The following is a 13,059-nucleotide window of genomic DNA, read 5'->3' as shown; positions in this document are numbered from 1 at the left end:
TTAAATCTCTATGCCAAAACCTTAAAAAAGGTTTTTAGCTTGTTCATCTTCTCCAAGAAAGCATGAATCATCATCCCAATGGTATAAAATAATTCGACTCCCTCCTGTGCTTGTTAAATTTTCAGGTTTTATCATCGCTAATCAAGCATAAACGCGAGGTTTGCGAGCGCCAACAGCACCACCCATCATTGCCGCTGCCAAACTCAGCAAAGAGCCAAGTAGAAATGACCAAGTAGCTTTAGCTGTATTACCAGCTAGATCGCGAACTTGATTTGGGCCTACATTCTGGGCTTGATTGGGTATATTAACGCCGCCCTGTTGTTGTACTTGATTGGCAATTTCTCCAGCATTAGCAGCGGCAGCGCCAACAGCACCCGATATCCCGCTTCCTAATAACCAAGCACTAAGTGCTAATGTAGCTCCCCAAAGAATTGCTGCATTCAAAAATGCTGTTTTCTTGGTCATCGGGCCGCAGCTTTGAGCCATCACCCAACCGCCCAAAAATAGGGAAATCAGCAAACTGATAATCGACCAAATTACGACCCCAAAACCAACGGAACCTGCATCCGCGCCTGTTGCACCTGCGGTTAATCCGATCGCCATTGCCAAAGCGCTTAAAATTAGTTGAGTACCCAGAGCGATCGCAATTCCTGCCAAAATTGGCCCCCACCTCACTTGATCGTGGTAATCCACCAGCGGATTGACGATTGTAGGCTCAGTGAGTTCACTGCCCGATCGATCTGGATAAGTCATAAAAGATTAACCCCTGCGTTACGTTGTTACTTGTTTTCGTTGCTTGTAATTTAATTTTACTTAATAAGTATTACTAGAATATCTACCGAGGGGCATAATATTTTCTTATTTGATGATTTTAACGATCGAAAGTAGTAATTTCGATTTATGAGCGAAATCTCATCCAGAAAAAACCCCAGCAGCTAGTTAGAAATGTCCTTAATTTTGTAGGCTCTCGCGTAGTTGAAGTGATAATAAAACCTGAGAAATCCTTGTGAGAGCTTTTGGCATAAAGGTTGTAAGTTGGATCAACCCAACCTACGAATAATTAGATAAATTTATCACAATCAGTAGGGGAGAGATAAATTCATCTACCTAAAGATAGAAAAATATAAAAAAAAATCGCTCTTTTGATGATTCTCAATTTGCTGAATCATTCATAAGAAGGAAGTATTAGAACTGATATCTATCTAAAGTAGGTACACAAGTTGATCTAGATAGTACAGGAAATAACAATGTTACTTTACAAAATTGAGGATTTTAATCCCAACTACCGCCAAGCCGCTTTTGATGACGACGATATCAAAGGGCTGGAGGTGTATGGCGGAAGTACCGATGATAAAATTGGCACGATCGATACTGTGCTGGTAGATGAGACAGGACGTTGCCGCTATTTTGTGGTAGAGACTGGTTCTTGGATTTTTGACAAAAAAGTTTTACTTCCCATCGCTCTTTGTCACATTGATTTTAATGGGCGGCGTGTTTACGCTACAGGTTTGCGGAGTAAAGACCAAGTGGAAAAACTACCCAGGTATGAGCATGGGATGGCAGTTGATTACGATTATGAAGAACAAGTGCGGGGTATTTATCGAACTTCAACAGTAGAAGCGTCTGTACCAGTAGAAGCATCATTACCTTTAGAAGCACCCGTTCCAGTTTCTACAACGCATTCTGTCTTGCCTCAAGCTAGTAATCCTGCTTATGACCGGGATACCTATACTTACGAGCGAGAGCCCCAATTGTATCAGATGAACGAACAGGATCATCAAAAACTCAAACTGTACGAAGAACGATTAGTTGCAGATAAAACCCGTCGCAAAACAGGCGAGGTAATAATTGGCAAACAAGTTGAGACAAAAACGGTACAACTGGAAGTTCCTGTAGAAAAAGAGCGAGTTGTGATTGAGCACACAACTCCCGAATATGTAGGGAGTCGCGTAACTCCAGATACCGCCTTCAATCAAGAAGAAATGGCACATTTGGAAATCTACGAAGAAACCGTCAATATCAAAAAGCAAGCGTTCGTGCGCGAGGAAGTGCAAATCAGAAAAGAAGTTGAGCAAGATACGGTTGAGGCAACAGACACAGTACGTCGCGAAGAGTTAGATGTTGTAAAAACAGAATGGGAATCGGATAGAAAAAAACGTAATCCGCTTTAACTCAGCCAAATAGTATCGTTAAAAATGCAAAAATCAGGAGGAAATTTATCATGACTAATCGCAGGCATTTACCGTCAATCAGCGTAGCCTTTTTAGCTTTAGCAATTAGTGTCAGTGGCACTGGCTTTGTGCTAACTTCCCAGCAAGTTGCTGCTCAACAAGCTAAATCGAAATTTCCTGATGTACCGCCGAATTACTGGGCGCGTCCGTTTATTGATTCCTTAGCTGAAAAAGAGATTGTTACCGGATATCTAGACGGAACTTTTAGACCCAAACAGGCTGTGGATCGGGATGAATTTTCGGCGATGATCCGCCAAGCTTTTAATCGAGCCAGCGTTAGAAAGATACCGAGTGGAAGTTACTTTAAGGATGTGCCTAAAAACTACTGGGCAGAAACTCCGATTCAAGAAGCTTATGAAACGGGATTTATGAATGATTTTCCCGGAAAGGAGTTTCGTCCGAAGCAGTCCTTGACTAAGGCACAAGCATTAGTTGTGTTAATGAGGGGTTTAAATATGGATTACAATCCCCCTGTTGTCAAAACCGATCGAGCTGCTGCAACTCCAGCAAGCCCAACTCCAGTAAATAAACGTCGAATTGCTAGGAACCGTTTGGCATTTCCCCTCGCAGCGACTGTTTTGATGCAGCCGTTATTACCTGTAGTCGCAAGGCTGCAGCCTGCGGCTGCCCCCACACCTAAATCGGCTAAGACTGTTCCACCAACAACGACAAAAGCTGCAACTGCGCCTGCTAAAAATTCGGCATTAGATTTTCTCAATTCGTACTATAAAGATGCCGAGAAACTTCCTAAATATGCGGTTGAGCCCGTGGCAGCAGCGACAAAGGCAAAGATAGTGGTCAACTATCCAGATCCCACAGTTCTTAATCCCAACGAGTTGCTGAGTCGGGGTAGTGCTACTGCCCTAATTCATCAAGCTTTGGTCAATCAAGGTCAGATAGAACCGCTTCCCGACAAGGATAGTGCTAAATACATTCCTACGAGCCCACGTCGCTAGTTTCTCCCATCAACATTAACTTTTTTACCCCTGGATTCGATTGACTCGAAACCAGCGATAGCCGTAGGCTTCTAAGGGAATAGATGGCGAGTCGGCATCGAGAGATTCATACAGCCGATCGCCAAATAAATCGCACAGATTGCTGTATTCGTTAGATTTGAGCGTAGCGGTACAAGGCTTGTCGGCGAGATTGTGGACAGCAATCACCGTCCTGCCTTCCCAGTCGCAGCAGTGGGCTAACACCGAGGGAGAGTCGGTTTCGAGAATGTGCCACTTGCCCCTACCCAACTCAGGACATTGCTTGCGGATGCTGATTGCACGTTCCATCCAGTTAATTAATGAGCCAGGATCGCGCTGCGCTGCGACGACATTGACTTGTTTGTAACCGTATTCTCCGTTGGCGATCGCAGGTCTGGCAAGGGCATCACTTGCAGCCGTCGAGAAGCCACCATTCGGTGCATCTGACCATTGCATCACCGTGCGAACGCTGTCTCGACCTTCCAGCGAAAGGTCATCCCCCATGCCAATTTCTTCGCCATAGCGCAGCATGGGTGTACCAGGCAGAGTGAACAGCAAGCTGTAGACAAGTTCAATCCGGCGACGAGATCCTCCCATCATCGGTGGTAAGCGACGACGAATCCCGCGCCCGAAAATTTGCATAGTTTTTTCAGGCGCAAATGCTGCAAAAATTTCCTCTCGTTCCGATGAAGTAATGCGGTCTAGCGTCAGTTCATCATGGTGGCGCACAAAATTAAGCCACTGACAAATATCAGGAATATCCGGTAAGGTTTTTAGTCCCTCGCGCAATGCGGTGGATTCTTGACGCGCCAGGGCCAAAAACAGATGCTGGTTCAGCAAAAAGTTGAACAGAATGTGCATTCTGTCGCCCTTAGCAAAGTAGATAGAAATTTGCTCGCGATCGACATTTGCTTCTGCCAGCAACACAGCATCACCCTGACGCGATGACACAAAATCTCTCATTTCTTCCAAGAAACCTCGCAGCTTTTCGGGGTCTGCACCTTCGATGCCAATTCCTTCAATTAAAAACGGAACAGCATCAATGCGAAATCCAGACACGCCCAGTTCTAGCCAGAAACCCATAATTTTGCATATTTCTTCTCGTACAGCCGGATTGCCAATATTCAAATCTGGCTGTTCTTTATAGAAGTGATGCAAATAGTAAGCTTTTGCTTGTTCATCGTACTCCCAAATACTGTCCTCGACATCGGGAAATATCAGTTGTTCTGGATCAGTTTTGGGTGGATTTTCTGACCACACGTAGTAATCGCGATACTTGGAATTTTTATCGCTTTTAGCCGCCACAAACCAAGGATGCTGATTGGACGTATGATTTACTACCATATCGATCAGCACGCGAATTCCTCGTTCCCTTGCTTGGTGCATGAACTCGACAAAATCTCCCAGGGTTCCCAGTCGCGGATCAATGTTGTAGTAATCCATCACGTCGTAACCATTGTCCCGGTTAGGGGAAGGATAAAACGGCAGCAACCACAAACAAGTAATTCCTAGCGCGGATAAATAGTCTAGACGGTTGATCAGTCCATGAAAGTCGCCGACACCATCCCCGTCCGAGTCCATGAAGGTTTCAACATCGAGGGAGTAGACAATTGCGTTTTTATACCAGAGGTCTTTCATTGCAGTAAATTTCTTAATAGAGAAACTGTTGGAAATGGCTTTGTTCAGAAACCCGGTCACAGGGCCATTTAGGAAGCTGAATGCCACGGGTATAGCTCATCTTTCGGAAGATGAGCCTAAGTTATGTTTGTCCAGATTCAAAATCTATCCATCTCAAGCTCGATGAAATATCTGTCACTATAATAAATCAATTACGAAAAAAAAACGGTTGCTCAGACTGACTACCATTAGCAGGAGCGATCGCTATTTCCGATTAGATGTTCATGCAAATAGCCAACTTGTTTAGCTTGTAGCTGCACTGTCTTCGCTCTCTGGGAGCCAAGGCAGTGCTTTCGCCACCAACCTTAGTTAAATCGGCCAGGCCTTGTCAATCATAAGGACATAGAAGTTGTGTTTGCCTTTAGCGATCGCCCATGCTGCCAACTACTCTTCTACCCAATTGAGTAACCCAAGAGAAGTAACAGCTCCAAAAAAGTGAGCGCCAATCAGATTGACGTTGGCCATCGTCACAAAAATATCTAGAGAACGAATCACATTTTCTGGCGTATAAGCTGCGAGCGCTTGCGGTTGACTCAGAGTTTTTGCTAGGACTACAGCCACTGTTTCTTCAGATGCGACAAACGCGATTAATACCCCCACCAAACTAGAAACTAATCCAATCCGTAAGGTGTGAGTAATATGTTCTTTGCTGGGATATACCTGGGAATTTTCGGCGTGCAAAAGTCGGCCTAAAAGCCGATAGCGAAAATCCCAAAATATTCTAAACGCCAGCAATAACAGGCCCACTATTGCTAAAACTACCCCGAAACCAATACCTGCATTATTGGTTTGTTCGCCCATGTTGCGACCCAACATAGCAAATAATAAAACAATGCCGGAAACAGCACCCAAGAATAACTGTATCCAGAAGCTAAATCTACTAAACAAGCGAAAAGTTGCGACGAATTCGCTTTGGGTCAGCGGTTGCGGCACGGATTCTGGTTGATTCATTATATCCACCTTATTGCTGAATTGAGCATCAAAATAAACGAGGTAAGAAAGAGGTTCTGCTTGTCTTCCTGTCGCAAGCGATCGCCTGGTGGTTAGCTATTAGACTTCTGCAGAAAACTCGGTTAAGGGCAGGACAGGATGCCTAACCCCTACTCCCCGCAGTAGTTAGGAGAGAGGTGTATTGGTTACTGAGGAATGGCTGACGGATATACTCCTGTAGCAACTAAGACAGGTTTGTTGGTATACTCGGCTTCTAGCTTCTGCTTCAAGGTCAAATCCCATTGCAGATCGTAGTCCCGCTCAAGTTCAGCGACGACAAACGAACGCAGCACGCCGGTTACAGCCACCTTCTCACCTTCTCGCACGCTTGGTTGTGGAACTGTGTGTATCACTAACAAGTCTTCTCCGCCAATTAATTTCTCTTCATCCAAAGTGAACGAGTTTGGACTTCTGAGGCTTTCGACTTCACCGCTCACCGCCAGTGTCTTGCCGTAGTATTTTTGGGGGTCTGAGGTGAGTTCCCCCGGTGTGGGGGCTAGCGCCATCGATTGTGCAACGATCGTAGGTTTACTTTCGTACTCGGCGTACAAGTTTGGCTCTAAGCCTAATTTGTACTCGCGCTCAATATCTGCAAGGACAAAATTGCGAACTGTTCCTGTTACTTGAACTTCTTGATCTGATTCAGTCGGCAGCACAAAAGGCTTGCCGGTGGCATTGACAACCAAAATCGATTCGGTGCTAAAAAACTCCTTATCGCTAACTGTAAAGGTCGATGGCCCCAATTTTTTGACTGGTTCGCTTCTGATGGTCACAGTTTTGCCAAGCAGTTGTGCTGTTTTATCAACCACATTCTCGGTTGTCGTGGGAACCGTACCGGGTGTTGCAGGTGCAGGTGCAGGTGCCGTTGCTTGTCGCTGTGGGGTAGTACAAGCCGGAAGCAGGATAGCTGCTAGTGCGAGGGCGATCGCTCCTCCCTTAGCATTCGAGAGCTTTTGAGTGTAATTGTTCAAACGATTATTAACCATTGAAAAACCTCCTTGATTTTTTCTGTTTATTTTGTTGATGAAGCTACAGAATTTGTGTTTAAAACCGGGTTTTTTTATAGCCTAATTCAAAAACACTTGACCGTCAGGGTGAACTCTTAAAACTCCTTAATTGCCATCCTATTTAGTCGTTTCATCTGAGGAGTTGCTGATGCAACAAGAGGCATGGTTGGCATACCGATTAATAAACTGCCAGAGATGATTTGTAATATCCCTGGCGTTTTTTTTCAGCGATTTTTTAGTTGATACATAGATATCTTCTGATGGAATCTTTCAAATTTAGTCAGGTGTGCCAGATTTTTGGCAATAGTCGCGAGTCACCGCTCAATTTTGAAACAGTACCAAAGTTTCTTCGCTGGTGCGATCGCCTCTACTAGAACTGAGATTCACCTCGTATCGGGTTCCTGGTAGAGAAATGGTCGGCTTAAAAGCAAAGCTGAATTTACCTTGTTCATCCGCCCGAATTGTGCGTTCGAGGATATTTCGTTCAACTCCAAATAAACCTGCCACAGAAGAGGTAGCCTGAACGTTGACATTAACTGTCGCATTTGGGGCGCTGCGTCCTTCCACTTCAACCGTCCCGCTGACGCGAGCATTTTCTTCGGGAGTGATAATTTCTAGCGGGATTTCGGCAGTGTTGGAACTGCCATCATCGCCAGCAATTAGTTCTCGATCTAAACGGGAACGAATAACTTGATTTCCCGACTGCAAACTAGCAGTAACCGCCGCACCAGCAGGGGGGAAATAATCTTGGCTGCGGATCGTATATTCCCCTGTGTAAACGCCGTTGGATTCTTCCCGCATGGGAATGTTATAAGCAACTCCTTCAATGGAGAAATTAGCTGTAGCGTTGGGAGTGCCGAGCAATTTGAAATTGAGCGTGGTTCCCGGATCTAACTGCTGTACTGGTTGAGCACTGAAGCGGTTAATAGACAAAGATTGAAAGCGCCGATCGCTATAACCCGCAACTAGAGGTTGTTGCAAGCGGGTGCTACTGATGCGATCGCCTTGTTGCAAATTTGCCCGCACAACAGTATTTTCGGAAATACGATCGCCCTCGCGAATCATGTAGTTTGCCTCGTAAACTCCGGGTTGAACCTCCCGCATCGGCAGATTTTGCACTGCATTTGGGATAGTCAAGGTAGCTCTAGAATACGGGGTTCCTCGCAGCACGAAAAAGAGTTGAGTTCCCGGATCTAATCGCTGTACTGGATACGCGGTAAAACTGTCTATATCCGAGCCGACTACTCTTCGTTGAGCTACTTGGATAGAGGGTTTGGCGCTAGCTAGGGCAATTTCCGGTAAATAAATGGTTGAACCCAACAGAACCAGTCCAATTGCCGTTGAAAATGATTTTATTTTCATAAAATCCTCCTAAATCGCAACAACCAACCTCTTGCAGTAATGTGAAAAGAAAATTTAAAAAATTATTAAAAATTTACTTTGGCTCAAGGTCGATTGTCTGTGTTCTACGTTCTACATTCTTTCAAAATGTTGCTTATATATCCATTTAACCTCAAGTCTCCAAAGCTTGCCATCTGTCGGAGGCAATAATAAAATATCTATCTGATGAAAGATGATTGAAGAAAAAATGATAATATTCCTTTCAGTTCAGTTAAGTGCGATCGCTCGGACTATTGGCGATAGATGCTTGATTTCCAACTGTCGCACTGGGGCGCATCCATTCTTGCAACGTCCATAAGCTAGTTAAGGCAGCTATTGCAGCTCCCAAACTATCCATAATCAAATCAATAATCGTATCATTCAGGCTCCCAATTACTTGGGTTGAGAGAACAATACCAGCCGTCCACTCGGTAATTTCCCACAAAGCACCAATCGCAATCCCAAAACTGGTTATTGTTAGCAAGTACAGCACTTTATGGTTGCGAAAAATAGTCAGCATTGAGCTGTATGCTAAAAAACTCAATGCTAAAGTCACGGCAAAAGTCGTGAAAGCATGAACAATTTCATCATAAGGTCCCGGTTGGTAAAACAGTCCGAAAACCCAGCCTCCGGCGTTGAGTAAGGCAGCAAGCACAAACAGGAAATCAAACAGCGTTGGCAAGCGATCGACCATCACCACAAACGCCAGGGATGCTACTAAGAATAAGGCTAACCCCAAGGCATTTTGCCATTTTCCCTGACTCAGAGCACCTATTACTGCTATTGTTAATAACGCCTGTCCTACCCAAGCTGCAACTCGATAGCCACGCCAGTTTGTAGTCATCATCAATCTCCTTCTATCTTAAGCTCGCACATCCCCGACTTCTTAGAGAAATCGGGGTTCTCCATGCCCTTTATGTGGTTTATGTGAGATCAATTTCTAGAGGTCATCTTGAGCAACTTGGGCATGGTTTAAGGCAGCGACTAAGGTAACTCCGCCTAAAATATTACCAATTAGAGTAGGTATCATGAATTTGCCAAAATATTCGGGCCACGAAACAGCTTTAATTGCCACTGCATAGAAAACTTCCACCGATCCGGCAATAATATGAGGAAATTCACCTAGCCCAACCAGGGAAGTGATGATAACAATTACCCACAGTTGGGAAGACTCAGCGGCGGGGAGAAGCCACACCATTAAAGCAATTAACCAACCCGCAAAAATTGCCCGCAATAAAGTTATCCAAAATCCTCCATCGATAACTCTTAAACCTATTTCGCCAAACGCTGTTTGAATTTCAGGCGGGAAGACTCCAACCTGTGCAACTATTGAGGCAAATATGAATGCACCTAACAAATTGCTGGCTAACACAATTCCCCATAATCGCAGCACTCGCATAAAAACTTTGCGTCTGCGATCGTTTAACAAAGGCAGAATGACAGTCAGGGTATTTTCAGTGAACAACTGCTGACGCCCCATCACCACAATGACAAAGCCGATACTGTACCCAAGGCTGACAATGATGGAACTCCAAGATTGCTGCGGTAAATTTGCTTGGAGTACACCTTGAGCCACCAGGGAAAATCCCATAGATAGTCCTGCGGCTAATCCAGACCAAGCTAGGGCTGAAACTGGACGCAACAACTCACTTTCACCCTCAATCCTAATCGTTTCGTGAATGATTAAGGCAGTGGGACGGATGCGCTCAATGATCTCTTCACGATCGCGATCGCTTAGTTCCAACTTTTGTTGACCCAGCAATTCTATTGCTTCGCTGGCTCGATCGCTATTTTGTGTCATCTCGCTCTTGTTAAATTATATGAACTTCGTAGTTCTCAGGATACAAACTAAACAATAGCGACGCGCCTAACCTGAGAATGAACTTTGGGTTTTTCTAAAAAGTGTCTGTAGAGAAAAAATAGTTGTGCAACATCTATCTTAAGTTGGGTGATTTTAAAATTGAATGTAAAAGCAATATATCTTAAGTAAGATATTCCGCTATTTGCTTTAATTTTGCACAATCTTTCCAATACATAGGTGTAGGGTGAAAATGTAAGAGTGGCAGTGTTAGGAGGTATCTTTGTACAAAATTAATTCCTTGAGTACAAGAAAACCTGACCAATTCAAAAATTCAACCACGAATGCGATTGTGGAGGCTTCTAGCTGGTTCGATCGCTGTAATTGGGAAGGAAAACTCCTCTCTCAAATTTGAGAACCTAGTCAAGCCTGAGTGCGATCGCATTCGTGATAGACATTGCCGTTTTTTTGAGAATAGCAGCAATTTTTTTGGCTTGGCGCGTACCCTCATTTGCAATTAGCCAATACCTGCTGTGAGTTTTACGTTCGCAGAATATCATGCAAGTGGCTCCGGCATTCAGTTCAATCTGCGGGATTTTGGGGTTTATAAAGATACTACCGCACAAGATTGGAGTCAGGAAATAGAAATTAGCCAAAGTCAGCGGCTGATGAATTTGGCTTCTGCAGAATACAGTGAGGATTCGGAATTGATGCGATCGCTCACTCTCGCTGTAGAAAGTTTAGCCAAAAAAATATCCCTGCTAGAGTTAAGTGTGGGTGAATAGAGAGGCTTTTGTTATGGGTTTAGGAAAGTGGATCGGTTTTTTGGCTTTGGTAGCCTCGCTCTATATTTTGTGGACAATTAGAACGATTGTTTTACTGTTTTTTACCGCCGTAATTTTAGCGATCGCTCTCAACCGTTTAGTGCGAAGATTGCAGAAGTCGGGTGCGAAGCGGGGAGTGGCGATCGCCTTAGCAGTTGCGATTCTAGTCACAGCGAGCGCTGTCTTGGTAACTCTCATCGTAACGCGCCTGAGCAATCAATTTCAAGAGTTGTCCCAACTCGTCCCGCTAGGGATAGAACAACTGCGAGTTGGGTTCTATTGGTTGCAAGCAAGATTACCCGGACAAATTTTTGATAACCTTCCCAGTATTGACGATTTAACCCAAGAAATTCAAACGCTTTTTCGGTGGACAAGTTCGCATATTTATCAGTTGTTTTCCAACTATCTAAGCTTGATTCTCAATACCTTATTAATTACCGTTTTGACAAGTATGCTTCTGGTAAATCCGATGCCATACCGCCACGCAGTTATCAGCCTTTTTCCGGCTTTTTACCGTCAGCGAGCCGATGAAATTCTCTCAAAATGCGAAGAGGGTTTAATGGGTTGGTTGGCAGGCGTTGCATTAAGCATGAGTTTTATTGGTATTACGAGCATTATTGGTTTGTTTTTTTTGCAAGTTCCACTGCCTTTTGTGAACGGGATTCTGGCATTCATATTAGCCTTAGTTCCCTACATGGGCGCAATGTTAAGCGTAATTCCACCGCTGCTGCTGGCTTTATTAGATTCGCCTGCAAAAGCAGGCGCGGTGTTGTTGCTTTATTTCCTAATTCAACAAATTGAAGGCAACTTGGTCACACCTATCATTATGGAAAAGCAGGTATCTCTGCTTCCCGCTTACACCTTAGCTCTCGTGACAGCATTCGGATTTTTCTTTGGTTTTTTGGGATTATTTTTAGCGCTACCAATTCTAATTGTTATTCAAATTTGGGTTAAAGAAGTTTTAATCAAAGATATACTAGACCGCTGGCAGACTGCTCCATCAGAGCCAGTCGATAACCCATAAAGTTATATTTGTCAAGCCCAATTTATGTGAAATTTCTTACTCAATCAACCGATGACACTCCCGCTCAAGACAGATTAAAAAAAAATCTAAACAAGCTAATCTTTAAATTAATAAATAATCACATAAATTATCTGTTTAAGAACTCAGTTAGCTGGACAGGAATGCACTATTGGGTATGGCAGCAGTCGTTAACAACTAAATTGTCAAAAAATATGAAACGGGACAACTCACCCACCGACAGCATTAAAGACTCAATTGGACAGGCAGCTTCTCATCCCTGGTTTGAGCGACTGGCAAGATTGGGATATGCTTCCAAAGGCTTAGTTTACTTTATTGTCGGTTTTTTAGCAGCACAAGCCGTCTTCAGTATGGGCGGCAGGACAACAGATACTAGCGGTGCATTATCAGAAATTGTTAACCAACCCTTCGGTAAATTTCTGCTATTTCTTGTAACGATTGGCATTATTGGTTATGCCCTTTTGCGTATCGTTCAGACAATTCTCGACCCAGAACACCAAGGACAGAAAATGGATGCCAAGCGAATTGCTCAACGCATTGGCTACGCCTTAAGTGCTTTAGCTTACGCAGGTTTGGCTTTAACGGCTGTAAAACTGATAATGGGTTCGGGCGGTGGTAATAGCGATACAACCGAAGATTTGACCGCCCAAGTTTTAGCGCAACCGTTTGGAGAATGGCTGGTAGGATTGGCAGGCTCAATTGTTATTGGTGTAGGTTTTTCTTATTTCTACCAAGCATATAAAGCCAAATTTCGCCGCCATTTCAAGCTAAATGAAATGAGCCAAACCGAGCAAACTTGGGCGACACGGTTGGGTCGATTCGGAATTGCTGCCCGTGGAGTTGTTTTCGTTATAATCGGTTTTTTCTTAATTCAAGCAGCAAGGCTATCGGATGCCAGTCAAACGAAAGGATTGGGCGAGGTGTTGGGAATTGTGGCACAACAGCCTTTTAGTCCAGTGATTTTGGCTCTAGTACCTTTGGGTTTAATTGCCTATGGCATCTACTCGGTAATTGAAGCTCGCTATCGGCGAATTTTTAGTTCATAAGCTTGCCCGTTATGCAGAAAGTTATAAGTTTTGAGTACAATATTTTTTTTACTTATCTAACTCAAAACTCATAACTTTTACACGGCGTTT

The 13,059-nt window shown here is 44.0% G+C and carries 12 protein-coding genes; 5 read left to right on the top strand and 7 right to left on the bottom strand.

Annotation, left to right across the window (positions count from 1 at the left end; all coding sequences use genetic code 11):
- Window positions 1-141: 141 nt before the first annotated feature.
- A complete protein-coding gene (locus QT987_RS13910; protein ID WP_333240850.1) occupies window positions 142-753 on the bottom strand; it encodes a hypothetical protein in 612 nt (203 codons plus the stop codon).
- Between the two features lie 494 nt (window positions 754-1,247).
- Between QT987_RS13910 and QT987_RS13905 the strand changes: the two genes are divergently transcribed.
- Entirely contained in the window at window positions 1,248-2,171 is a 924-nt protein-coding gene (locus tag QT987_RS13905) for a DUF2382 domain-containing protein (RefSeq protein ID WP_333240847.1), read from the top strand.
- Between the two features lie 50 nt (window positions 2,172-2,221).
- Window positions 2,222-3,187, top strand: a complete 966-nt coding sequence (locus QT987_RS13900) for an S-layer homology domain-containing protein (protein WP_333240843.1) — start codon at window positions 2,222-2,224, stop codon at window positions 3,185-3,187.
- A 24-nt stretch (window positions 3,188-3,211) separates the two neighbouring features.
- Here the strand turns inward: QT987_RS13900 and QT987_RS13895 are convergent, their stop codons facing one another.
- From QT987_RS13895 to QT987_RS13870, 6 genes are all read right to left on the bottom strand, one after another.
- Window positions 3,212-4,843: an alpha-amylase family protein gene (locus tag QT987_RS13895; protein WP_333240840.1), complete on the bottom strand. Its 1,632-nt coding sequence runs from the start codon at window positions 4,841-4,843 to the stop codon at window positions 3,212-3,214.
- 423 nt (window positions 4,844-5,266) lie between these two features.
- A complete protein-coding gene (locus QT987_RS13890; RefSeq protein ID WP_333053759.1) occupies window positions 5,267-5,833 on the bottom strand; it encodes a DUF3611 family protein in 567 nt (188 codons plus the stop codon).
- Between the two features lie 185 nt (window positions 5,834-6,018).
- On the bottom strand, window positions 6,019-6,858 hold the full coding sequence (locus QT987_RS13885) for a hypothetical protein (RefSeq protein WP_333240837.1): 840 nt from the start codon (window positions 6,856-6,858) through the stop codon (window positions 6,019-6,021).
- Between the two features lie 342 nt (window positions 6,859-7,200).
- A complete protein-coding gene (locus tag QT987_RS13880) occupies window positions 7,201-8,241 on the bottom strand; it encodes a hypothetical protein (protein ID WP_333240834.1) in 1,041 nt (346 codons plus the stop codon).
- 250 nt (window positions 8,242-8,491) lie between these two features.
- Window positions 8,492-9,106: a hypothetical protein gene (locus QT987_RS13875; RefSeq protein ID WP_333240831.1), complete on the bottom strand. Its 615-nt coding sequence runs from the start codon at window positions 9,104-9,106 to the stop codon at window positions 8,492-8,494.
- 93 nt (window positions 9,107-9,199) lie between these two features.
- A complete protein-coding gene (locus QT987_RS13870) occupies window positions 9,200-10,060 on the bottom strand; it encodes a formate/nitrite transporter family protein (RefSeq protein WP_333240827.1) in 861 nt (286 codons plus the stop codon).
- 530 nt (window positions 10,061-10,590) lie between these two features.
- Between QT987_RS13870 and QT987_RS13865 the strand changes: the two genes are divergently transcribed.
- The 3 genes from QT987_RS13865 to QT987_RS13855 all read left to right on the top strand — a co-directional run bounded on the left by QT987_RS13865 (window position 10,591) and on the right by QT987_RS13855 (window position 12,969).
- The gene (locus tag QT987_RS13865) at window positions 10,591-10,842 is read left to right on the top strand and encodes a hypothetical protein (RefSeq protein ID WP_333240823.1); all 252 of its coding nucleotides are present in this window, start codon (window positions 10,591-10,593) and stop codon (window positions 10,840-10,842) included.
- 13 nt (window positions 10,843-10,855) lie between these two features.
- A complete protein-coding gene (locus QT987_RS13860; protein ID WP_333240819.1) occupies window positions 10,856-11,905 on the top strand; it encodes an AI-2E family transporter in 1,050 nt (349 codons plus the stop codon).
- Window positions 11,906-12,117: 212 nt separating this feature from the next.
- Window positions 12,118-12,969 (top strand): DUF1206 domain-containing protein, encoded by an 852-nt coding sequence (locus tag QT987_RS13855; protein WP_333240817.1) that lies wholly within the window; start codon window positions 12,118-12,120, stop codon window positions 12,967-12,969.
- The last annotated feature ends 90 nt before the right edge of the window (window positions 12,970-13,059 follow it).

Source organism: Microcoleus sp. SVA1B4 (assembly GCF_036700545.1).
Taxonomy (GTDB): domain Bacteria; phylum Cyanobacteriota; class Cyanobacteriia; order Cyanobacteriales; family Microcoleaceae; genus Microcoleus.
Note: the sequence above shows the minus strand (reverse complement) of the source record. Positions and strands in the feature narration are given on the sequence as shown.